Below are 22,751 nucleotides of genomic sequence, written 5' to 3'. Positions count from 1 at the left end.
CTGATAACGGATCGGTACACCCGTCAGCGTCTACTCTTTCCCAAGAAATTTCGAGCTGCCCTCACAAGTCCATTCAATAAAAACTCTTGCTGTTCCGATCTCACCCCCCGGAACTCTCTGTAAACAAATATTTTTACCTACTACTCTTGTTCAACGGTTTAAAGTTCTAATTTGGTAGAATTATAACATATATTTTTCTCATGTCAAGACTTTTGTCTGTTTTTTTCCAATTCTTGCAGATCCTGCCGGCGCCTTGTTCAGACAGAAAAAGAATGGTATCCATACACGCAAAAATTCTGCCTTCTCATCTCTGAAAGAACTGTCAGTGGTTGTTTTTTCTCCATTTTTCCATAATTCTTCCGTCTTTTTTATGCCCTCTTCAAAAAGAAAAATTCCCTTATCTGCTTTTATCTCTCTGTGATCTTCCTCCGCCATAAGCAGACACATGCATATCCGGCTGCTTCTTAAAAGGATATCCCCTTTCTCTTCACCGGCCAATTCCCAAAGACTGGAAAAGAATATCTCTTTTTTCTCTCTCAGATATTCTTCTTCTGCCCGGTATCCGGAACGTATCAGATACCTGAGGCAGACCCAAGACTTTTCTGCCCTTACGTCTTCACAATTCCGCAGATCTTCTAAAAGGCCAAGGACAATTCTGGCACACTTTTTTTCTTCCTTCTTCAGCATTTTCCAGAAAACCGGAGCTTGATAAGCGCTTCTGTCTGCTTTTTCCAGCAGATATTCCCTCCATTCTCTTTTCATATCCCTGATCTTCGCCCTGCAGAGGACATTTCTGGAAAGTCCATACAGAAAAAGATAGGTGATGTCCCGATAATCGCCTCCTTCCTTCTTTGGCAGTCCCTGAAATAAAATACCTTTTTTTAACATAAAACCTCTTTTCCGTCTGCAGTGCATTTCTCAAAGGTGAGAATACTTTTTTGCAGTATATGGCTGATAGAAAAATTTTCCCTGGAATTTTTCAGAATCTGAAAGATCTCTTTTAAAAGAGAATAGATAAGCAAAAAGACCTGTGAAATGATGAAAAATCAGAAATCCTGTATTTTCCGGCTGAAAAATGAAATGCAGATACAGACTTGTTATTTGTCAGCCTCTCTGATCCTCAGTCTACTACAATCAGATCCGAAAAACAACTGGCAGATTTGCCAAAAATTCCCTGCACTTTTCTGCAAAAGAAAAGAAGCTGTCTCGTTTAACATATATCAGGAATATTTATACATTTTATGCGAATTTGTCGAGCACAGCTTTGAGACTATAGGCTCAAAGCTGCGCAGGCTGAGCAGCAAAATGTATAAATATTCCCGAATTTGATCAATGTGACAGCTCCCTGCTTTTTCCAAAAATACCTTTTATTATTTTAATGTAATCTTCCGGAAGTTCTTCTTTCCTTTTTTCAGGACAATTCCCTCTCCCTGAAGTTTTTCTCCTGGAACCAGATATTTGATATCTGTAATTTTTTCTCCGTCAATGGCTACGCCTCCCTGTTCAATAGCTCTTCTGGCCTCTGAACGGGAATTAGCCAGTCCGCTTTTGTGCAGAAGGGAGATCAAGTCGATGTTTCCATCTGTAAGCTCAGACTCCTCAATCTGGGCAGAAGGCATATTTGCTGCATTTCCACTGGTAAACAGGGCCTTTGCCGCTTCCTGGGCCTTCTGGGCTTCTTCGGTTCCGTGAACCAGTTCTGTAAGCTCATAAGCCAGGATTTCTTTTGCCGTATTTAACTGGCTGCCTTCCCATTTATCCATCTCATCGATCTGTTCCAGGGGAAGGAAGGTCAGCATACGGATACATTTCAGCACATCGGCGTCTGCCACATTTCTCCAGTACTGGTAGAAGTCAAAAGGTGAGGTCTTGTTTGGATCCAGCCATACAGCCCCGGACTGGGTCTTGCCCATCTTTTTGCCCTCAGAATTCAGAAGAAGGGTAATGGTCATGGCACAGGCGTTCTTGCCCAGCTTTCTCCGGATCAGTTCTGTACCGCCCAGCATATTGCTCCACTGGTCATCTCCGCCGAACTGCATATTGCAGCCATATTTCTGATACAGCATGTAGAAATCATAGCTCTGCATGATCATATAGTTAAACTCCAGAAAGCTCAGGCCCTTCTCCATACGCTGCTTATAGCATTCTGCAGTAAGCATACGGTTTACCGAGAAGTGAGGGCCTACCTCTCTTAAAAAGTCAATGTAATTCAGATCTAACAGCCACTCTGCATTATTTACCATAAGGGCTTTTCCATCAGAAAAATCAATGAATCTTTCCATCTGTTTCTTAAAGCAGTCACAGTTGTGCTGAATAGTCTCCGCCGTCATCATAGAACGCATATCCGATCTTCCGGAAGGATCCCCGATATAACCGGTGCCTCCGCCAATCAGAGCGATAGGCTTATTTCCCGCCATCTGAAGGCGCTTCATCAGACACAGAGCCATAAAATGCCCCACATGAAGGCTGTCCGCCGTAGGGTCAAACCCGATATAAAAAGTTGCCTTTCCGTTGTTGATCAATTCCCTGATCTCTTCCTCATCCGTCACCTGTGCGATCAGCCCCCTGGCCTGCAATTCCTCATAAATTTTCATCTTAGATTCTCCTTTTCTCTTTACTTGACCATGGCAGTATACAAATAACAGCTGCCACAGTTTTTGCTTTTTTCTGAAGGACGCTATCGTCTGTCCGATAAACAGCTCACAAACTTTTATCATTTTCAACTGCCCTCGAAGAATTACAGAGAATATTTGCTATGTTTTCTGCAAATTTGTCGAGCAGGAGTTGTCGCATTAAACATGTGTCAGGAATATTTATGTATTTTATGCGAATTTGTCGAGCACAGCTTTGAGACTACAGGCTCAAAGCGGCGCAGACTGAGCAATAAAATACATAAATATTCTCGATTTTGTTTAATGCGATAGCTCCCCCAGACTGTTCAAGAAAACATAGTAAATATTCTGCAAAACTTTTACAGGGCAGTCCCCACAATGATAAAAAGCCCCCGTCCTTCCTGTTACAAAAGGACGAGAGCTTATAGATTCCCGTGTTACCACCTTTATTCACAGACAGCTCACACTGCCTGCCTCTGCAAGTACAGCTTACGCGATACTCAAAGTGTTGTAACGTACACCAAAACGTCACAGCCTACTCATTGCTTTTCGGTGTGAAGCTCCGGGAGGTATTCGCACTGCAGTTCTCCTGGGCCTCTCATCTGCCGGCTCCTTTCTGTAGGTCTCTCTGCATACTACTTGTTCCCATCTTCGCTTTTCTCATTTACGAAGACCAGTATACAGAAACCTTGCCGGCTTTGTCAAGGGCACTTTAACAACTTGCAATGACGCAGTAATCCGGTTTATCTGCTTATGGCTTTCATTCTCCACTGGTATTCTCCATTGTCCTTAATACCATAGAAATCTCCGAAGTTCAGGTCAAAGATATCTTTCTGGATCCCGGATATGGAAATCTGATTTTTGATCAGATACTGCCATATTCCGCCGTGGGAAATATCTCCCTGGAGAAGAACGCCAACTACCTTTCCATCCCGAAGGACTACACGTTTGTAGTTTCTGGAATCCTCTCTGGCAATGACCACATCGCCCTCCTGAGGAAGGATCACACCTACACACATAGAAACCAGTCCGAAGAAGTTAATGGTATTCTTAATGGCATAACGGTCTGTGTATTCTACATGAGAACCGCACATATTCAGAGCCGCCGTTTCTCCCTGCTTCTGAGCGTTTGGCCAGATACCGGAAAGGCCGGTTACATCACCTGCCGCATATACTCCTTCGGCTCCTGTCTGAAGATAATCGTCTACCTTAATTCCACGGTCAATGACGATCCCTTCTCCTTCCATTCCTGCAACTGCAGACCGGACGCCGGCAGCCACAATGATCAGGTCACAGGCCAGCTTTTCTCCATTATCCAGGACAATCTCATGAATGTTCTTATCTTCTCCCATAATGGTGTCCGCAGCCTTTCTTCCCAGATAGAACCGGGCTCCTGCTCCTTCAAAGCGTTTCTGATATTCAAAAGCCGCCGTCTTATCAAGCTGTACGGGCAGGATCTGGTCTGCCATCTCTACAATGGATACTTTCTTTCCAGTCTCCATCAGACCATAGGCTGCATCCAGACCAACCAGACCGGAACCGATGATCACAATATTTTCCGCATCCTTGGCTAGCTCATCAATAGCCTGGGCGTCTCTTAAATGACGGAGTCCGAAAACATTTTCAGCTTCTCTTAAATTTCCCACCGGTGGGATAAAGCTCTCTGCTCCTGTGGCAATGAGAAGACGGTCATAGCTTACTTCATCTCCCTGGTCGGTATAAACCTTTTTCCCCTGGGTATCCAGACGGTTTACGGTTTTTCCCTGCAGCCAGGTGATCTGATTTTTCTCGAAAAAGTCCGGATCCACAAAGCTGATCCCTGCAGCATCTCTTTCGTGACTGAGATATTTATGAAGCATACATCTGGAATGTACCTGAGTATCTGTAGAGATCACCGTAATCTTTCCATTTTTGTCTGCTTTCCGGATAGTCTTTGCAGCAGTAATGCCTGCTGCTCCTGCTCCTAAGATCACATATTCCATCTCTACACCTCCTCAACCCAGATAGCCTGCTTTGGACAGGCCTTTACGCAGCTGGGATCTTCTCCCTTGTCAATGCAGAAATCACATTTGATCACCTTGCTGCGGGTGCTGTCATCAGGTTTCAGTACGCCGTAAGGACAGTTCATCACGCACATAAAGCAGGAACCGCACTTCTTCTCATCGTACTGTACATGGCCTGTTTCCGGGTCTTTGGCAAGAGCGCCGCTCATACAGGACATGACACACTCCGGCTGGTCACAGTGTCTGCAGAACACCGGAGTATAACTTCCATCAGGATTTTTATAGATAAAATTCCTGGTCTCATTGGCAATGTCTGTGAGATCCAGTGTATAGACATCGCCTTCATCTTTTCTGTGGGCCTGCATACATGCCACGGAGCAGCTCTTGCAGCCGTCGCATTTCGAGGCGTCTATCATTATTCTCTTCATCTTAGGCTCCTGTCTTTTAAATATTTAAACCTGCACGTTTCTCCTCAATGATCTTTTCCAGGATATCTGCACTTGCCTTAGCGTCCGGGTTAATGATCACCTGTCCGCCGGTAAGGCTCTTCATATCTTCCGTAAGAAGTTTCACTGCCAGATCGCTTCCTGTAACGAAAGGCGGCAGTCCTAAATGAAGGGGCAGTCCCAGGGCCAGGCCGAAGCATCCGTCTGCCAGAGCCTGCTCTTCCAGCCACTGTGCGGCAGAAAGTACCAGCGGAAGCTGAGGAATATCGATTCCCAGAGCTTCTGCCAGCTCTGTGGCAACGATTTCCAGACGTCCGATAGCCAGACATGGACCAAAGTTCAGCACTGGAGGAATATTCAGTTTTTCGCAGACTGCACGGAGCTTTGGTCCTGCCAGTTTTGCTGCTTCCGGCGTCATCAGACCGCAGTTTTCGATTCCCCCTGAAGAACATCCTGCTGTGAGAACGATAATGTCTCTGGAGATCAGTTCTTTTACCAGGTCTACTGTAAGAACGTCATGGCCCCCTGCTGTCAGGTTGGAGCATCCTACCACGCCGGCAACACCTTTAATATCTCCGGATACGATAAGGTCGATAAGAGGTTTCCAGTTTCCTCCCAGGAATTCCTTTAAGGAACCTTCGGAAACACCGGTAAGAGTGTGGTCGTTTCCATGTTCCGGCTGAAGATTCATGGTTACTTTGCCTCTTCTTGCTTTATAAGCTTCTACGATCTCGTCAATAATCTCTTCGCTCTGTTTTTCTCTCTCTTCAAATTTGAAAGGTTTCAGCTCTGCATTGGCCTTCTTTGCTACATCATCCAGACAGATCTGTTTGATCATCAGTTCATCACAGATAGGCTCAATGCCTGGAAGAGTACAGTTAAACTCAGAAAGAACAGCGTCAATGCCGCCTGTGGCAAGAACAGCTTCACTGGTGTAGTTGTTTCCTGCATGGCCGTCAAATACTTCTGTATAATGAGCGCCTCTAAGCTGAAGATCCTGTCCCACGCAGGTACAGCCAACCAGCTTAAAGCCTTTGGCTCCTGCTGCCTGAGCTTTTGCAACAGCTTCTTTGGAAGTAAGTCTCTCCTGAAGATCTACGAAAATCGTGTGCTGATGTCCTGTGATCATAATGTTGATATAATCCGGGTCAATCACACGAAGGCCTACCGGTGCCATGCGAAGTTCCGGTTCTCCTAAAAGTACGTCGTTCAGCAGGTTTGTCAGTGTCAGTCCGTAGATACCTGTGGAAATACCCAGTTTCAGGCAGTCTGTATACATATCTACAGGGTCAGAATTCAGGTTTGTGGAACATTTCACCACGCCATGGAACACTTCGCCTTTGGCTCCTCCGGGAAGGATATTCAGTTCCTGCCATCTCTTAAATCTGGGGCCGTAAGCCATTTTTTCTACCAGTTCCATTTTTTCGTATTCCGGTTTATACAGATCGTCCAGGACCATCTGGGCTACCTGTTTTGCAGTATCCCACTTGTCGGTTCCCTGTACACCGAAAATCTCTGCCAGTTTTGCCAGGGATTTCTCCCCTTTGATCTCTCCCTTGATCTCAGCTGTTTTCTTCACATTCAGAGCTGTATTTTCTACAATGTGGATATAGCAGCCGGAACCGCTGGCAACTGCCCGCAGGAAGTTTCTTGCCACGATAACATCTGCAGTAGCACCGCAGATTCCTTTGGGAGCTTTTGGTGTGATCCGGCATGGGCCGTTAGCGCAGAGACGGCAGCACACACCCTGAAGGCCGAAGCCGCATTTGGTGCTCTGTCCTTCTACTCTGTGATGAGAAGTCTCCATGGGAAGGCTGCGGATAAATCCCTCCAAAGGCTTGTCTGCACTGGCACAGGTATTGCATCCATAACACTGGTTCATTTCTTAAATTCCTCCTATGTAAATAATTGTATGTTAAAATTATAACGAATTTGGATTAAATTAGTCAAGTATAACTTGCTTTTTTATTTATTTTTTAAAAAGGATAACAGTTCTCTGTTTGTCCGGGAATTAATCTTCAGCTCTTCTCCTGAAAGAGGCCTGGCTGTATCCGGAGGATTTTCTCCACAGATATCTACTCCCAAGATTTTCCTTTTTTCAAAGGCCAGTTCCAGCCATTTTAAAAGTTGTTCCAGAGAAAGCACTCCCTGGTCCCAGTTGGTCCTGGCATCCTCTTCTCTTAAAACATCTTTATCTATAGAGATGTACAAAGGCACGTCTCTATTTGTCTCCAGAAATTCCAGAAAGAGATTTTCTCCCTTTATCGACAGTTCTTCCCTGCTGATGCAGGTCAGTTTCTCCCTGCCTGGGCCATGATATTCTTCAAAGGCTTTTTCAGGAGGGCCTGCTGCACACATACTGGAAAGGAATGTATGGCTTTCCAGGACCTCTCCAGCCCAGCTGCCGCAGGAAAGCAGCCCGAAAAAGGCTGCCTCCTGCATATCTGTATGATTGTCGAATACCAGAAGGGAAAAAGGCTTCTGGATTTTCTCCAGCCAGAATTTTGTAAGGTAATGATAATTGCCGGAATCCAGAAAATGGATTCCCTGAAAAGGCAGACTGTAAATCTTTTCTTTAATCTCATCCTCTGCCTCCTGGGTACAGTAACAGTTTACTCCCTGAAGCTTTCGAAAATCCAGCCACAAAGCCTCTTCCTCTTTCAAAAAATTTTCTTCCCGGTAGATGCCGGAAAAGTCCATTATGATTGGTTTCATCTTGTTTCTATCCTTAATCCACAAAATGTATCTGCCCTTTTTTCTCAGGATTCTGAGTAACAGGAGTCTTCGCATATCCCAGGGCAGCGATTCCAAATATCACATGATTGTCCGGGATCTCCCAGCCTCTCAAAATAGCTCTCACTTCCTGGACGTCGCAGACATCTCTTACCTGATTGATCCAAACAGAACCAATTCCGAAGGAATGGGCCGCCAGCATAATGTTTTCCATAGCACAGGCATTATCATCCTGAGAGTGGTGATTATCTCTATCATTGGAAGGGATTACCAGGACTTGCGGACTGTACATATCATACCCCTCTCTTCCCAGTTTTTCTCCTACAGCCTTTGCCAGTGCCTGGATCTTAGTCCGGTCTGTAACTACAGTTATCTTCCAGGTTTGTTTGTTCTGTCCACTTGGCGCATAGATCGCAGCTTTTGCAATCTGCTCCAGTTCTTCTCTGGGGATTTCTTTCTCCTCAAAGGCTCTGACACTTCTTCTTGTAAGAATATTTTCCATAGCTGCATTCATCATCCATTCCTCCTATATTCGTAGTTTTATAACTATTTTATCACGGTCACGGAGCAAATACCAGTCTCTTTAAGGTCTCCTCCAGACACCAGGGAAAATCAATTTTTTCCAGAGAAGCCGCCGTATGGATCTCCCTGGTCTTCCAGGTCTGACCATTTACCTGATATAAAATCTCTCCGGCTTTTTCTCCTTCTTTTACTGGTGCCTGAAGGCTCTGCTCTATCTCCACAACCGCCTCCAGTTTTTCGTCTTTCCTGATGAGCATTCCTTCTTCCTGAGAAAGTTCCTCCAGGGAAACCGCCACCTGGGCCGGGACTCCCAGTATCTCCGTCTGTCCATTTTCTACCGGCAGATACTGTGGAATCTGAGGAAGTTCAGCCTGGGCAAAGCTCTGCCAGGTATAGTTTTCCAGTCCGTATTCCATCAGCTTTCTGGTATCTGACCATTTATAATTTTTATTGTTAGGCCAGCCGCAGCCCAGCAGGGCCACGATCAAAGTCCTGCCCTCTCTCTCAAGAGCCCCTACATAACAGTAGCCTGCATCTGCGGTAAATCCCGTTTTTCCCGTCAACGCCCCTTCCATCATGCTCAGAAAAGCATTGTGGTTGGTGCAGGAGATGGTTTTGTTTCCTGAAGAGTCTGTAAAAGTGTAAGACGGCGTACGGGTAATTTCCAGAAACTCTTCCCTGGCAGAAGATTCTCTTATGCAGTAGCGAAGGATTCTGGCCAGATCTTCTGCTGTGGTAGAATGTATCTTTACCCCTTCTTCTGTTTCTGCCTGGGCGTCCAGGCCATTGGGGGTGATAAACCATGTATCCTCACAGCTGATTTCCCTGGCTTTCTCGTTCATCATATCTGCAAATCCTTCTGTGCTTCCCCCGATATGCTCTGCCAGGATCACCGCTGCGTCATTGTAACTTTCCAGCATCAGGGCATAGAGAAGATCTCTGACGCCATAACTCTCGCCCTCTCTGGCTCCCATATGCACTTCCGGCATAGATGCGGCATAGGCAGAAGTTTGGGCTGTCTCCCCTGTCCTTCCCGATTCCAGTACCAGAATACAGGTCATCACTTTAGTGGTACTGGCCATTGGTCTCTGTTCCTCCCCGTTCTTTTCAAAGAGTACCCTTCCTGAATCACCGTCCATGAGCACTGCAGACAGGGCATACAGGCTGTCCGGCTCCTGAACTTCTTCTCCATAGACCTGCCAGGGAAGAAGAATGATCTCCAGGCAGATCAGAATTCCTATTATCCATATTTTCCCAGCTTTTTTCATACCTGTCTCTCCTTCTTATTATAAAGGTTATGAACAGGCCCAAAAAAAGATACCACAAACAGGTCTTCCTCCCGTCTGCAGTATCTCTTTAAACATCAAGCTGAAGCTGGATCTCCTCCTCTGCCTCTGCTTTAAAATCTTCAATCTGTACCGGATCGATCTCCGGCAGGTCGTCCAGACCCTGAACGCCAAAATTTCTGAGAAATTCCTCTGTGGTCCCAAACAAAATCGGTCTTCCCGGAGCATCCAGACGGCCTACCTCTCTCACCAGTCCGTATTCAACCAGCTTATTCACTGCATGGTCACTTTTCACGCCCCGGATTTTCTCAATCTCCAGTTTTGTAACAGGCTGCTTATAAGCAATAATGGACAGAGTCTCCAACATGACATCGGACAGAACCGCCTTCTTAGGCTGAAGTGCCATGGCCACCAGATAATCATAGTATTCTTCCTTTGAACACATCTGAAAGGAGTCTTCCAGCTCAATGATCTTAATGCCTCTGTCTTCTGTCTGATATTTCAGCATCATATTTCGAATGATTTTTTTCGTAGTTTCCATATCATGACCAATAGTCTTGGCAATATCTCTTAATGATACTGCGTCTCCCATGGCAAAGAGTATGGCCTCTATGGCACCCTCGATTTTTTTCAGTTCCATTGATTCTATCCTTTCATGCAGCTTTCAATATAAATTTCCCCGAAAGTTTCTTTCTGGCTGATACGGATTTTTCCCATCTTCATCAATTCCAGGATGGAAAGAAAGGTAACGATCACCTGGACCTTGCTGGACTGTCTTGAGAGCAGATCTCGAAAGCCGAAGTATCTGTGGCTCCTTGCATAGTCCTCTACCTCTTCCATTTTGTCAGGAAGACTGATCTCTTCCTTCTCGATTTTTCCAAATTTGCTCCGGATAGGGTCTACCTTATCCTCCTGTCTGCGGATAACGCTCTGGAAAATATCATTGAGTTTTGCCAAGGTAATGCCCTTCAGAAGTTCTTCCGGGTCCACCGGTTCTCTGTAGGCCAGTACTTCCTTGGGAACCGTAGGGGCTTTATACACATTTTTCGCCGCTGCCGCCATTCGATCCCGGAGTTCATAGGACATGTATTTATACATCTTATATTCCAGGAGCTGACGGACCAGTTCCTCCCTTGGGTCCTCTTCCTCTCCCTCTTCGTTTACCTCTTTCGGCAGGAGCATCCGGCACTTGATAGAAATCAGCGTTGCTGCCATTACCATAAACTCACTCATGATATTCAGGTCTTCCTGCTGCATCTGATGGATATACTCCATGTACTGATCTGTGATCTCAGCAATCGGTATATCATAGATATTCACTTTATTTTTCTCGATCAGATGGAGAAGAAGATCCAGAGGACCTTCAAACACCTGGAGTTTTACCGGAATTCCAGTTCCCATATTTCCTTACCTCTTTTTTTCGCTATGTGCCATTCTACACTATTTTTCAGGAAAAGTCCACCCTCTCCAGCTCCCCCATGCGCCTGGCCTCTTCCTGGGAGCAGGGAGCATTTCCGTATCTGGCCTTTTCGTAAAGGCTGTGAAACTCTTCTCTTTCCTCCCCTTCTGGAAGACCTGCTGCTTCCTCCAGTTCCATGGGGGTGAAGACGGCAGAAGGTTTCCCTTCTCTCATAATTTTTTGCCGGTAAGATTTCCGTATTCTGGCCTCAGGCGTCCTGCCCCAAAAGAATCCCAACCTCGGCATCCGGCTTTTTCCCAGTTTCTCAGTCTTTTCCTTTCTGGAAACATCCAGGCTTTCCAGTATATCCCCATTGACTTCAGTCTCACTGTTATATTTCCTATACAACCAGTAAAGAAACACACAGATTCCTCCCAGGATGGCCAGAACGAATGCTGCGATTAATATTTTTTCCAGCACTTCCCAAATAGCTGTCAGCAGAGGAGAGGGTTCTTCTCCGGCTCCCAGAAAAGGGGGCTGGGCTCCCATATCCTCCTGGGGCAGTTCTTCCGGCTCCGGAGCTTCTCTTTCACCAGACAGGAGCATCGCCAGAAACCGCCTCAGCAGCTCCAGTACAGCCAGGATTCCCCTGTCAATTTCCAGAAAAGGCAGGATAACCATGCAGCCCACAGTCAGTCCTGTGAGAAAGATCAGCATCAGCCGGTTTCCATAAGCAATTCCCTGTTTTGGAAACCGGTATAATTTTTCATGAGCGCCGCAGTATTCCAGAAAACCTTCCCTGTTCCGGCACCACAGAATCAAAAGCCAATAACACCCGGCAAAGACCAGAAACACATTCTGAAAGATTTCCAGCCCATACTCCAGAGCAAAAATATATTCCAGTGCAAAAACCAGCAGGCAGGGATAAGAAGGCCGAAAAAAAGCCTTTCTGTTCCCCTTTATCCTCTGTACAAAAAACAGGGTCAGAAAGAAAAGGACACCCAGAAGAAGACAGCCTCTTTCCCATCCCGCCTTTCCCAAAAGCCAGAAACCTGCCAGAATCAAAAATGATACAGCCAGATAACTCCAGATTTTCTTTCCTCTCATCGATACTTCCCGGAAGACCGGGGCAGATATGAGCATGCAGAAAATCTTTACCGGAGTTCCTGCATATAACCCATCTCCCAAATGCAGAAGTAGAAGAAGAATGCCTGTCATAAAAAGCCACAGGTGAAGAAAGCCATATATTTTCAGAATTTTGTCTTCCTTCATCTCTTCACCTCCCAGCGAAGGACTTCCATCCTTTGTTTTCTTTTTATTTTCAGCTCCATCTCTGAATACAGCGTAGCCAGATAAACGCTACCCTGATTTTTTTCTCCCAGTTCTGCCATAATCTCTTCCAGCTCTCCATACTGATTTTTTGTAATGAGAATGCAGAGGCTTTCTCTTGATAAAAGAAACTCCTTTTTTCCCTCCAGGCAGTCGGAAAATTTCCTGCAGTCTTGTCCCAGATCAATCCTGGAAAGACATTGAAAAAGTTTTTCCCTCTGTCCTCTGCCAGACTGTCCGGCCAGAAAAATCTCGGACTTTTCTTTGCAGTCTTTTCCATTGGTAATCAGTCCTACATCAATCCCTCTGGATAAAAAATATTCCGCTGCAGCTGCAGCCAGACGGATTCCTTCTTCATGGATTTCCTCATATTTCCATACCGTCTCATCTTCCACATCTAAAAGAATATACACATTGCCAGACACCGCTGAGTTTAACTGGTTCACCATAAGACTGCCGGTCCTGGCACTGGCCTTCCAGTTAATCTTATTCATAGGGTCTTCCGGGGTATACTCCCGGATGCCGCGAAACTGAAAGGGATCCTCCAGAAGTCTTTTTCTGGACTCGTAGATTCCTGAAATCCGCCGAAAAAGCATTTCCCAGTTTTCTCCTGAAAGTCTTTTAGGATATACATAGAGATATGTACTGGCAGGAACCGTATGATACATCTCTCCATTCAAAAGGATTCCCCTGGTTACCAGGTCCACTTTCTGTATTTCGTAGTATCCCCGCCTTACAGCCATAAAAGGGACCTGGCGGATAATCCTCTGTCTCCCCATAACGGAAAAAATATCCCTTTTATAGCTCTGATCCGACATACTGGTATTCTCTTCCTGTCCAAAAGAAAGATTCCTGCTTACGGAAAATCCTGCCTGAAGGGTTGGCAGAAACAGCCTTTTGGCATTTTCTATGGTTTCGGTAAGAAAGCCTTCTTCTCCCTGAAAGATAGGCTCCCCTTGGAAATGGACCTCCACTTTCAGTCCTTTTCTCCAGTTTTTTTCATAATATATTCCTGCCAGGAACTGGGCCAGTATCCCTCCTGCCAGTATGAGCAAAAAAATCATCTCATTTTCCCCATTCTTCCGTTGGTACGTCAGTCTCTTTCAATATCCGGCGAATCAGCTCTTCCCCCTTCAGAAAGCCTCCGCCCAGGATCAGACGGTGAGAAAGCACCGGCACAGCCAGCTTCTTAATATCTTCAGGAACCACATACTCTCTTCCCTGGATATAGGCCCAGGCCCGTACAGCCTGGTAAAGAGCTATGGTTCCTCTGGGGCTGACCCCTCCAAGGATTTCTCCCATATTTCTGGTCCTCTCGCAGATATCTGTCAGATAGCCTTTCAGCTCCGGATGTACATAAACCTTTTTATATTCCTCCTGGTCTTTTCTCAGCTCTTCCACCGTGCTCACCGGCTCCAGACTGTCCAGAGGGTCCGCTCTTTCAAAACGCTCCAGAATCTGGAGTTCTTCTTCTCTGGTTGGCATTCCCAGAGACAGTCTCATGAGAAAACGGTCCATCTGGGCTTCAGGAAGGGGAAAGGTTCCTGCATTTTCAATGGGATTCTGAGTTGCGATAACAAAAAAGGGAGCCTCCAGCTTTCTGGTTTCTCCTTCCGTAGTTACCTGCTTTTCCTCCATACATTCCAGAAGACTGGACTGGGTACGGGGTGCTGCCCGGTTGATTTCGTCCGCCAGCAGCACGTGGCAGAACACTGGTCCCGGTTTAAAACGAAACTCCCCTTCTTTCTGGTTATAATAATTCATACCTGTCACATCCGATGGCAGTAAATCCGGAGTAAACTGAATACGGGAAAATCTCCCTTCCACAGATCTTGCCAGAGCCTTGGCCAGCTTGGTCTTTCCCGTACCAGGCACATCCTCCAGCAGCACATGTCCCTGAGATACTATTGCGGCAAGTATGAGATCGATAACATCCCTCTTTCCTATAATTACCTTTTCTATATTATCTCCGATAGCTTTTAAACTCTCTCTGCTCATTTTGTCTTTCCTTTCTCCTGTCCATCCTTTGGGGTGCAACAAACAACCACCAGTTCTCTGGGGTTAAATATCCGAAGGGGTATGGTATGTTCCCCCAGTCCTGCTCCTACGATAAGATGCCTGTCTTCCTGTGTAAATTTCCCATGGGAGAATCTTGGGAAAAGCCGCAGGTCCGGACTGACCACACCTCCGAAAAAAGGCAGCCGGACCATACCTCCATGATAGTGGCCGGAAAAAATCAGATCTCCTCCCCACTCTAGATAAGTCTTTCCATATTTTGGCGTATGGGCAAGGAGAATCTGGAAGCAGTCCTTTTTCGGCTTTCCCAGAAGTCTGGTAAGTTCTCTCTTCTCCAATGTCTTCTGCTTTCTTTTCAGATAATATTCATAGGGCAGCTCCAGACCTGTAACCGCCACATCCTGACCTTTTATCTGTATGATTTCCGTCCGGTTTTCCAAGAGCTTTACGCCCATTCTCTGAATCCTTTTCTCATAGCCTATATAAGCCTTTCCATAAGTCTGGGGATAAAGCTTCATTCTCTGCTCATGATTGCCTGGAGCGTAAAAAACAGGGGCAATCTTCAGCGCCTGTTTTAAAAATTCCTCTGGCTCTTTCAGGGAAGCTTCCGGCTTGCCCAGGACCAGATCTCCTGCAATCACCAGAAAATCTGGAGCAATCTCCCCGATTTTTTTCAGAAGCTGGCTGTTCTTTTCTCCAAAGACCACATTGTGCAGGTCACTGACCATGACTACAGTAAAAGGACACTTTATTTTATCTGAATCTATTTGGTATTTTACTGTAACAAATTTCTTCACTTTTTTACCTCTCAAATTTTCTTATATCTTACCGCATTTCTTTGTAAAAAGAAAGAGAGAACCCAAAAGGCCCTCCCTCCTGTTCTCTCTATTTTAATCCTCATTCTAAATTCCCGTATCTGCTCTGACTCTTCATAATCCGAAAATACATAACCAGCAGCAGACTTCCTGCCAATATCCAGGCTATGGGACTGGCCATGCAGGCCCCCACATAACTTCTCTGCCCTGCTGCCCAGAAAGCTACGGCGCCTCTTCCTAAAAGTTCTGCAACACCTGCCAGCATAGGCAAAAATCCATATCCCATTCCCTGAATCCCGTTGCGGTAAACATTCACCACAGTCAGAGGAATCAGAAACAGTCCCACACATTTCAAATAAATGTCTACCTGGCCAATAATAGCTTCTACATCCTGAGAAACAAAAAGGTATGCCAGATATTTTCCTACCGTCATCATGGGAACAGCCAGGATAACACCATAAACACAGCCCATAACTGTAGCATTTCTAAATCCCTGACGGATTCTCTTTATATCTCCGGCTCCGATATTCTGCGCACAATAAGTTGCCATAGTAGTCCCTAATGCCACATATGCCTGGGTTCCTATGGATTCAATCTTATTGGCTGCAGTAAATGCTGCCACGGACAAAGAGCCCAGCAGATTCAGGGAAGACTGGACCATCATAGTTCCTACTGCAGTAATAGAATACTGAAGAGCCATAGGAAATCCCACTGCCATCTCCATCTTTACCAGATATCCTCTTGGCCGGAAATCTTCCTTCTTCATCCTCAGAAGAGGCACCTTTTTTATAATATAAATCAGACATCCTATACCGGATACGCCCTGGGAGATTACCGTTGCATAGGCAGCTCCTGCTACACCCATATGAAAAACAATGATCAAAAATAAGTCAAGTCCTATATTCAGCACTGCAGACAATATCAGAAAGTATAACGGTGTCTTGCTGTCTCCCAAAGCACGGAGGATTCCGGAAAGAAGATTATAAAGCACAGTGGCAGCAATTCCTCCGCAGATGATCATGATATAGGCATAAGCATCCGCAAAAATATCCTCCGGCGTATTCATAAAATGAAGGAGCCAATTCATACTCAGCATACTTCCCGCCGTCATCACCACTGTAATGATCAGAGATAAAATGCAGGCGGTGCCCACGGATTTTCTCATGTTTTCCATATCTCCCGCGCCAAAACGCTGGGCAGTCAGTACAGAAAATCCTGCTGTCAGTCCCTGAAGAAATCCGATGATCAGAAAGACAATGGTGCCAACACTTCCAACGGCAGCCAAGGCCCCCGTTCCCACAAATTTTCCTACAATGATGGTATCCGCCATGTTATAAAACTGTTGAAAAATATTTCCTATAAAAATCGGTATAGTAAAATTCAAAATAATTTTAGCCGGGTTTCCAGCCGTCATATCAATCTGTAATTCTTTTCTTGCCATGCTATCTCCAAATACTTATACTCCTGTATTTCTAGCTCAAGGAACTGTCACATTAAAAATATTCTTGATTTTGATTAATGCGACAGCTCGTTTACAGCCTGGTCATTATAGTATAAAAAGTAAAGGCTTGCAATAGGTATTTTTATAAAAAAATATCCCAAACCTTTTTCAGGCAGTCTGTATAACCAGCTTCCCTGCAGTCCTGACTGAAAATCAGGTCTACACTGCCGATCTTTTCCCCATCCAGATAATATTCCGCTGTTCCTGCCTTATCCCCCTGAGCCACCGGGGCCTGCACAGATTCGGGAAGCACAATTTTCTTTTCCACATTTTCAAGAGAGGCTCCCGTGGTATCCAGATATCGGAATTCTTCCTTATACTCACAGGGAACCTGTTCTTCCACCCCTCCCTCTACAGGTATTTGGGGCAGCCCTTCCGGTTCGCTGTCTGTATAAAGCTGGCAGCTTCCAAAGCCAAGATTCAGCATAGCTGCCGCATCGGTAAAACGCACCTTATAATCTGGAGCCGTCATGACTACACTGATCAATGTAATGCCATCTCTCTGAGCCACAGCGCTGACACAGTATTTTGCCACACTGGTACTTCCGGTCTTCAGTCCCACGCAGCCGTCATAGCTGCGAATCAATTTATTCGTATTGGTCAACCCAAATTCAGAAGTTCCTTTGTCCGTCTCATGGGTAATGTTTTCCATCCACACAGAGGAATATTCCAGGACTTTGGGATATCTGGTCACCAGTTCCCTGGACATAATGGCTACATCATGGGCGCTGGTATAATGATTATCCGATTCTGTCAGCCCGCAGCAATCCTCAAAATGGGTATTCTCCATGCCAAGTCCTGCCCCACGTTCATTCATTCTTTTGACAAATTCTCCCTCGCTGCCTGCAATGTGCTCTGCCATGGCCACACTGGCATCGTTGCCGGAAGCTATGACGATACATTTAATCATGGTCTCCACAGTCTGTTTTTCTCCTTCTTCCAGAAAGACCTGCGAGCCTCCCATAGATTTTGCATAAGCGCTGGTAACCACCTGGTCCTCCATATGTATGGTTCCTTTCGCCAATTCGTCAAAGATCAGAAGAAGTGTCATAATCTTTGTGATACTGGCAGGTTTCACCTGCGTATCCATATCTTTTTCGTAAATAATCTGTCCTGTAGAGGCCTCCATTAGAACTCCGTGGGGAGATGTGATCAGCTCCTCCCCTTCTGCCTTTACAGACACCGTTCCTCCTGCAAATATGGCAGAGATCATAAGAATCCCTGCCATGATAACTCCCGCCGCTTTCCCTGTCATACAATGCGCTCCAAAAATCCTCTTAGATTATTGTAAGCAAAGCAGCAGTAAAATATGCAATTTTTTAAAGCATTGGAGCAAATAGCCGGAGAATACTCTGCCCTGCCCTGCGGACCACATTTTGTTTCAGGCACCAATCAAGGGTAATTTCTTCACTAATCTCGAAAGTCCTCAGCATATCCTCTTTTACCTGGCCAACTGCCTGGCTCTGGTACATCCATACACCGCATTCAAAATGCAGATAAAGACTTCGGTAATCCAGATTAATGGTTCCCACTGCCGCAAACTCGTCATCACAGACAAAGTTCTTTGCATGAATAAATCCCGGTGTATATTCATAAATCCTTACCCCTGCACTGATCAGCTGCTCATAGTAAGACTGTGTCAGCAAAAATACCATCTTCTTATCCGGTATTCCAGGAGTGATGATCCGAACATCTACCCCTTTCTTGGAAGCCAGACAGAGAGCAGTCATCATCTCATTATCTATAATCAGGTAGGGCGTAGAAATATATACATATTTCTTAGCCTGATTAATCATATTCAGATATACATTTTCTCCTACTACTTCCCCGTCCAGAGGAGAATCTCCGTAAGGCTGGACAAAGCCATCATTTTCAAATTCCTCTGTATGATAAATATATGGCCCATAAGCCGGAAACTGAACCTGGGTCCTGGTAATCACTGACCACATCTGGAGGAACATTACCGTAAGGTTCCATACACCCTGACCATAGAGCCGCACCCCTGTATCCTTCCAGTGACCAAACCTCTCCAGCTCATTGATATACTCATCTGCCAGGTTGAGCCCTCCTGTATAGCCGGTGTGTCCATCAATTACCAGTATTTTTCTGTGGTCTCGGTTATTCAGCACAATATTCAGAATGGGTCTTACCGGATTAAATGCCGCACATTTTATCCCCTTTGCCTGAAGCTTTTTATAATATTTATGGGGAAGGGTATTTACACAGCCCATGTCATCATATATAAGTCGGACATCCACTCCCTGTTTTACTTTCTCTTCCAAAACATCCAGGATCGCTCCCCACATCCTGCCTTCCCGGATAATAAAATATTCCAGGAAAATATAATGCTCTGCTTTTTTCATATCTTCCAGCATATCGATGAACATGTCGTCTCCCACAGAGTAATACTTTGTGGTAGTATTCCCCTGAACAGGAAATCCTGCAAAATCCCGGATATAGGCAGACTGTATGGAGGCTCCCAGATCTGTGTTCTCCAGGGCCTCCCTGGTCTTTTTATCCTCTTTAAAATAATTGGCGATTTTCTTCATTACTGTCTGGGAATCCTGGGTCATTTTTCCAGCCACTCTTGACTGGCCAAACAGAAGGTAAATGATTACGCCAAAGACCGGCACCGCCAGGATCAATATACTCCAGGCCAGCTTATAGGAAGGATTGCTCTTTTTATTAACTATCCACAATACCAAAATCAGGCTCAGTACATTGATCAGGTTCATCAAGTGTCCGGAAAAAGCCCCCACTCCCCACAGCAGAGCAAAAATCCAGGCCAGCTGCAGAAGCACCGCCACTATTGTAACAAACAGCCTGTTGGATAACAAGTCTACTAACTTTTTCATAAATCTGTCCTTGTCAAGTAAGAAAGCCTCTGGTATGCTCCAGAGGCTTTTACTGCACATTAATTATATTTACGTTTTCTAGCTGCTTCAGATTTTTTCTTACGACGAACACTAGGTTTCTCGTAATGCTCTCTTTTACGGATTTCCTGCTGAATGCCGGCCTTAGCACAGCTACGCTTGAAACGACGTAAAGCGCTATCCAAAGTCTCGTTCTCTTTTACGATTACGTTTGACATAGTCTCACACCTAACCTCCCTCCAGCTGTAAATTGTGCATAATACAACTGTCTGGGTATTTTTTTGCACACAAACCATTATAGCAGATTTTTCCCGTACGTCAACTGGTTTGAATTAATTTTTCTTAAAAACCTGCATTATTTTATCTGGTCCGCCAAAATATTCCCTGCAGCCTTTAATGCTTCCGGTACTTTATCCGGATTTTTTCCACCTGCCTGGGCCATATTCGGACGGCCTCCGCCGCCTCCGCCTACAATAGCCGCAATACCTTTAATCAGATTTCCGGCATGGGCACCTGTTTTCTGTGCCTGATCTGTAACCATTGCCAGAAGGTTTACTTTTCCACCGTTAACGCTGGCTAAAACAACAACACCTTCGCCCAGTTTTTCCTTTAACTGGTCGCCCAGATCTCTCAGACCGTTCATATCTACATCTTCAAGGGCTGTTGCCAGCAGTTTGACGCCTTTAATTTCCTGTACCTGGCTCATTACATCTCCTACAGCATCCTGAGCCATTTTTGCTTTCAAAGATTCGTTTTCACTGTGAAGAGCCTTTACCTCAGCCTGAAGATGGGCAATCTTCTCCTCGATCTCCGCCGGAGTAGTTTTCAGCATAGCTGCAATCTCTCCCTGGCGTTTCTCAATTTCCTTATAGTAAGCAAATACGCCGTCGCCGGTAAGGGCCTCGATACGACGGACGCCTGCAGCGATTCCGCTTTCTGATACAATCTTAAAGGTTGTGATCACACCGGTATTTGGCACATGGGTACCTCCACAAAGCTCTTTTGAGAAGTCTCCCATAGAAACTACCCGGACTTTCTCCCCGTATTTCTCACCAAACAGAGCCATAGCCCCTGTCTTCTTAGCCTCGTCAATAGTCATAATATCTGTCTGTACAGGAAGATTTGCCTGAATCTCTTTGTTTACAAGTGCTTCTGTCTGTGCCAATTCTTCCTGGGTCATAGCCTGGAAATGAGCAAAGTCAAAGCGAAGTCTGTCAGGAGTTACCAGAGAACCTTTCTGCTCAACGTGAGAGCCCAAAACGGTTTTTAAGGCTTTCTGCAGCAGATGGGTAGCACTGTGGTTCTTACAGCAGTCTGCTCTTCCTGCCTCATCTACATGAAGAGTCACCACATCCCCTACCTTGATCATTCCTTTGGTAAGGATACCTACATGTCCTACTTTTCCGCCTCTTAAATGAATGGTGTCTTCAACCTGGAATTCTGCATCTCCTATAGTGATAATACCCTTATCGCCTTCCTGTCCGCCCATAGTAGCATAGAAAGGAGTTTCCTCTACAAACACAGTTCCTCTCTGGTCCTCAGTAAGGGCGTCAGTTACCTCTTCCTGGGTAGTTAAAACGGTTACTTTTGAATCCCATACCAGATGGTCATATCCTACAAATTCTGTGGTAATGGAAGGATCGATCTCGTCGTATACTGTAGCGTCTGCTCCCATATAGTTGGTAACTTCTCTGGCTTTTCTGGCTTTTTCTCTCTGGACATCCATAGATTTTTTAAAGCCTTCTTCATCTACCGTATATCCCTTCTCCTCCAGGATTTCTTTTGTCAGATCCAGAGGGAATCCATAGGTATCATAAAGCTTAAAGGCATCGTCCCCTGACAGCTCTTTCTTTCCTTCTTTTTCCATGGCCTCTTCCATCTCTCCCAGAATATGGAGACCCTGGTCAATGGTTTTATTAAACTGCTCTTCTTCCTTGGTAAGTACCTGGAAGATAAAGCTCTTCTTCTCGTCCAGTTCCGGATATCCATCCTTGGAACCTTCAATTACAGTGGCGCTTAACTCTGCCAGGAACTTGCCCTGGATTCCCAGAAGGCGTCCGTGACGGGCAGCCCGGCGGATCAGACGGCGGAGAACATAGCCTCTGCCCTCATTGGTAGGCATAATACCATCTGAAATCATAAAAGTAGCAGAACGGATATGGTCTGTGATCAGACGGATGGAAACATCTTTCTCCTCGTCTTTCTTATACTCTGTATGAGCCAGCTCACATACCTTATTTCTCAGGGCGCAAAGAGTATCCACATCAAAAATGGAATCTACATCCTGGACTACAGAAGCCAGACGCTCCAGTCCCATACCGGTATCAATATTCTTCTGCTCCAGTTCTGTATAATGGCCCTCTCCATCATTATCAAACTGAGTAAATACGTTGTTCCAGATTTCCATGTAGCGGTCACAGTCGCATCCTACAGTACAGCCCGGTTTTCCACAGCCGTATTTCTCTCCTCTGTCATAGTAAATCTCTGAACAGGGACCGCAGGGACCTGCGCCATGTTCCCAGAAATTATCTTCTTTTCCAAAACGGTAGATTCTTTCTGCCGGTATGCCGATTTCCTTATTCCAGATATCAAAGGCCTCGTCGTCATCCAGATAAACAGATGGGTACAGTCTTTCCGGATCCAGTCCTACCACCTCAGTCAGGAATTCCCAGGACCAGGCAATGGCTTCATGCTTGAAATAATCTCCAAAGGAAAAGTTTCCCAGCATTTCAAAAAATGTGCCGTGGCGGGCAGTCTTTCCCACATTCTCGATATCTCCTGTACGGATACACTTCTGACAGGTTGTCACTCTCCGTCTCGGTGGAATCTCTGCTCCGGTAAAGTATGGCTTCAGTGGCGCCATACCGGAATTGATCAAAAGGAGACTTTTATCATTGTGAGGAACCAGGGAAAAGCTCTTCATAGCCAGATGTCCCTTGCTCTCAAAAAATTCTAAAAACATTCTTCTTAATTCATTTACTCCGTATTTGTTCACGGTTTTTCCCTCCCGTTGCTGCCCATATTCTCTTCTTAAGCAGTCATTGTTTTTTATGATAGCACAGCCAGAATGGTATTTCAAGACAAAAACTCCCCAGCCCACGACGTACGCATGAATCTTTTTCCTCCCTCATTTAAAAAAATTGACTTTTTAAAAATTCAAAACCTGCTCCAAAAACTCTTCCGGATTCATGCTGATCACAAATCGTTTCTTTTTCA

The 22,751-nt window shown here is 45.4% G+C and carries 19 protein-coding genes and 2 other annotated features (1 of these 21 running past the window's edge); all 19 genes read right to left on the bottom strand.

The genetic code is table 11. From position 1 onward, the window contains the following. Positions 1–163: a binding site (T-box leader), on the bottom strand; it reaches 120 nt to the left of the window's first position. 35 nt (positions 164–198) lie between these two features. Next, on the bottom strand, positions 199–888 hold the full coding sequence (locus tag B5G00_RS09555; RefSeq protein ID WP_087272015.1) for a hypothetical protein: 690 nt from the start codon (positions 886–888) through the stop codon (positions 199–201). Positions 889–1,370: 482 nt separating this feature from the next. After that, positions 1,371–2,594, bottom strand: a complete 1,224-nt coding sequence (gene tyrS, locus B5G00_RS09545) for a tyrosine--tRNA ligase (RefSeq protein ID WP_087272009.1) — start codon at positions 2,592–2,594, stop codon at positions 1,371–1,373. A gap of 425 nt (positions 2,595–3,019) precedes the next feature. After that, positions 3,020–3,273: a binding site (T-box leader), on the bottom strand. A gap of 82 nt (positions 3,274–3,355) precedes the next feature. Continuing rightward, the gene (locus B5G00_RS09540) at positions 3,356–4,594 is read right to left on the bottom strand and encodes an NAD(P)/FAD-dependent oxidoreductase (protein WP_087272006.1); all 1,239 of its coding nucleotides are present in this window, start codon (positions 4,592–4,594) and stop codon (positions 3,356–3,358) included. Between the two features lie 2 nt (positions 4,595–4,596). Next, positions 4,597–5,043 carry a 4Fe-4S dicluster domain-containing protein gene (locus tag B5G00_RS09535; RefSeq protein ID WP_087272003.1) on the bottom strand — a complete coding sequence of 149 codons (447 nt, stop codon included), beginning with the start codon at positions 5,041–5,043 and terminating at the stop codon, positions 4,597–4,599. A gap of 16 nt (positions 5,044–5,059) precedes the next feature. Continuing rightward, positions 5,060–6,943 carry an anaerobic carbon-monoxide dehydrogenase catalytic subunit gene (cooS, locus tag B5G00_RS09530; RefSeq protein WP_087271999.1) on the bottom strand — a complete coding sequence of 628 codons (1,884 nt, stop codon included), beginning with the start codon at positions 6,941–6,943 and terminating at the stop codon, positions 5,060–5,062. Positions 6,944–7,026: 83 nt separating this feature from the next. Further along, positions 7,027–7,776: an arginase family protein gene (locus tag B5G00_RS09525; protein ID WP_087271996.1), complete on the bottom strand. Its 750-nt coding sequence runs from the start codon at positions 7,774–7,776 to the stop codon at positions 7,027–7,029. 13 nt (positions 7,777–7,789) lie between these two features. Beyond that, the gene (locus B5G00_RS09520; protein WP_087271993.1) at positions 7,790–8,308 is read right to left on the bottom strand and encodes a nitroreductase; all 519 of its coding nucleotides are present in this window, start codon (positions 8,306–8,308) and stop codon (positions 7,790–7,792) included. A 46-nt stretch (positions 8,309–8,354) separates the two neighbouring features. Then, complete coding sequence (locus tag B5G00_RS09515) at positions 8,355–9,584, bottom strand: D-alanyl-D-alanine carboxypeptidase family protein (protein WP_087271990.1); 1,230 nt, start codon at positions 9,582–9,584, stop codon at positions 8,355–8,357. Between the two features lie 88 nt (positions 9,585–9,672). Beyond that, positions 9,673–10,242 carry an SMC-Scp complex subunit ScpB gene (scpB, locus tag B5G00_RS09510; protein WP_087271987.1) on the bottom strand — a complete coding sequence of 190 codons (570 nt, stop codon included), beginning with the start codon at positions 10,240–10,242 and terminating at the stop codon, positions 9,673–9,675. A gap of 5 nt (positions 10,243–10,247) precedes the next feature. Further along, a complete protein-coding gene (locus tag B5G00_RS09505; RefSeq protein ID WP_087271984.1) occupies positions 10,248–11,003 on the bottom strand; it encodes a segregation and condensation protein A in 756 nt (251 codons plus the stop codon). A 46-nt stretch (positions 11,004–11,049) separates the two neighbouring features. Further along, positions 11,050–12,273: a DUF4129 domain-containing protein gene (locus tag B5G00_RS09500; protein ID WP_087271981.1), complete on the bottom strand. Its 1,224-nt coding sequence runs from the start codon at positions 12,271–12,273 to the stop codon at positions 11,050–11,052. After that, positions 12,270–13,394: a DUF58 domain-containing protein gene (locus B5G00_RS09495; RefSeq protein ID WP_087271978.1), complete on the bottom strand. Its 1,125-nt coding sequence runs from the start codon at positions 13,392–13,394 to the stop codon at positions 12,270–12,272. Before B5G00_RS09495 ends, B5G00_RS09500 begins: the two co-directional genes overlap by 4 nt. Before the next feature lies 1 nt (position 13,395). Further along, positions 13,396–14,328, bottom strand: a complete 933-nt coding sequence (locus B5G00_RS09490; protein WP_087271975.1) for an AAA family ATPase — start codon at positions 14,326–14,328, stop codon at positions 13,396–13,398. Continuing rightward, positions 14,325–15,143, bottom strand: coding sequence for a metallophosphoesterase (locus B5G00_RS09485; protein WP_087271972.1), 819 nt, complete (start codon positions 15,141–15,143; stop codon positions 14,325–14,327). The genes B5G00_RS09490 and B5G00_RS09485 overlap by 4 nt, the downstream gene beginning before the upstream one ends. A gap of 100 nt (positions 15,144–15,243) precedes the next feature. After that, positions 15,244–16,602: an MATE family efflux transporter gene (locus tag B5G00_RS09480; protein WP_087271969.1), complete on the bottom strand. Its 1,359-nt coding sequence runs from the start codon at positions 16,600–16,602 to the stop codon at positions 15,244–15,246. 142 nt (positions 16,603–16,744) lie between these two features. Continuing rightward, positions 16,745–17,917 (bottom strand): D-alanyl-D-alanine carboxypeptidase family protein, encoded by a 1,173-nt coding sequence (locus B5G00_RS09475; RefSeq protein WP_206423785.1) that lies wholly within the window; start codon positions 17,915–17,917, stop codon positions 16,745–16,747. A gap of 64 nt (positions 17,918–17,981) precedes the next feature. Then, the gene (gene cls, locus B5G00_RS09470; protein ID WP_087272336.1) at positions 17,982–19,517 is read right to left on the bottom strand and encodes a cardiolipin synthase; all 1,536 of its coding nucleotides are present in this window, start codon (positions 19,515–19,517) and stop codon (positions 17,982–17,984) included. Positions 19,518–19,576: 59 nt separating this feature from the next. Continuing rightward, on the bottom strand, positions 19,577–19,753 hold the full coding sequence (gene rpsU / locus B5G00_RS09465) for a 30S ribosomal protein S21 (RefSeq protein WP_004222305.1): 177 nt from the start codon (positions 19,751–19,753) through the stop codon (positions 19,577–19,579). Between the two features lie 137 nt (positions 19,754–19,890). Beyond that, positions 19,891–22,530, bottom strand: a complete 2,640-nt coding sequence (gene alaS / locus B5G00_RS09460) for an alanine--tRNA ligase (RefSeq protein WP_087272334.1) — start codon at positions 22,528–22,530, stop codon at positions 19,891–19,893. Positions 22,531–22,751: the final 221 nt, after the last annotated feature.

This window comes from Blautia sp. An46, assembly GCF_002161645.1.
GTDB classification, from domain to species: domain Bacteria; phylum Bacillota; class Clostridia; order Lachnospirales; family Lachnospiraceae; genus Blautia; species Blautia ornithocaccae.
This window is presented reverse-complemented; position numbering and strand designations above follow the sequence as displayed.

Excerpts from the sequence above, each read along its gene's own strand:
- B5G00_RS09505 (WP_087271984.1), bottom strand. The coding sequence starts at position 11,003 with ATGGGAACTGGAATTCCGGTAAAACTCCAGGTGTTTGAAGGTCCTCTG.
- B5G00_RS09535 (WP_087272003.1), bottom strand. The coding sequence starts at position 5,043 with ATGAAGAGAATAATGATAGACGCCTCGAAATGCGACGGCTGCAAGAGC.
- B5G00_RS09515 (WP_087271990.1), bottom strand. The coding sequence starts at position 9,584 with ATGAAAAAAGCTGGGAAAATATGGATAATAGGAATTCTGATCTGCCTG.
- B5G00_RS09495 (WP_087271978.1), bottom strand. The coding sequence starts at position 13,394 with ATGATTTTTTTGCTCATACTGGCAGGAGGGATACTGGCCCAGTTCCTG.
- rpsU (WP_004222305.1), bottom strand. The coding sequence starts at position 19,753 with ATGTCAAACGTAATCGTAAAAGAGAACGAGACTTTGGATAGCGCTTTA.
- B5G00_RS09500 (WP_087271981.1), bottom strand. The coding sequence starts at position 12,273 with ATGAAGGAAGACAAAATTCTGAAAATATATGGCTTTCTTCACCTGTGG.
- B5G00_RS09480 (WP_087271969.1), bottom strand. The coding sequence starts at position 16,602 with ATGGCAAGAAAAGAATTACAGATTGATATGACGGCTGGAAACCCGGCT.
- B5G00_RS09525 (WP_087271996.1), bottom strand. The coding sequence starts at position 7,776 with ATGAAACCAATCATAATGGACTTTTCCGGCATCTACCGGGAAGAAAAT.
- B5G00_RS09555 (WP_087272015.1), bottom strand. The coding sequence starts at position 888 with ATGTTAAAAAAAGGTATTTTATTTCAGGGACTGCCAAAGAAGGAAGGA.
- B5G00_RS09520 (WP_087271993.1), bottom strand. The coding sequence starts at position 8,308 with ATGAATGCAGCTATGGAAAATATTCTTACAAGAAGAAGTGTCAGAGCC.
- B5G00_RS09540 (WP_087272006.1), bottom strand. The coding sequence starts at position 4,594 with ATGGAATATGTGATCTTAGGAGCAGGAGCAGCAGGCATTACTGCTGCA.
- cooS (WP_087271999.1), bottom strand. The coding sequence starts at position 6,943 with ATGAACCAGTGTTATGGATGCAATACCTGTGCCAGTGCAGACAAGCCT.
- B5G00_RS09490 (WP_087271975.1), bottom strand. The coding sequence starts at position 14,328 with ATGAGCAGAGAGAGTTTAAAAGCTATCGGAGATAATATAGAAAAGGTA.
- tyrS (WP_087272009.1), bottom strand. The coding sequence starts at position 2,594 with ATGAAAATTTATGAGGAATTGCAGGCCAGGGGGCTGATCGCACAGGTG.
- cls (WP_087272336.1), bottom strand. The coding sequence starts at position 19,517 with ATGAAAAAGTTAGTAGACTTGTTATCCAACAGGCTGTTTGTTACAATA.
- scpB (WP_087271987.1), bottom strand. The coding sequence starts at position 10,242 with ATGGAACTGAAAAAAATCGAGGGTGCCATAGAGGCCATACTCTTTGCC.
- B5G00_RS09475 (WP_206423785.1), bottom strand. The coding sequence starts at position 17,917 with ATGACAGGGAAAGCGGCGGGAGTTATCATGGCAGGGATTCTTATGATC.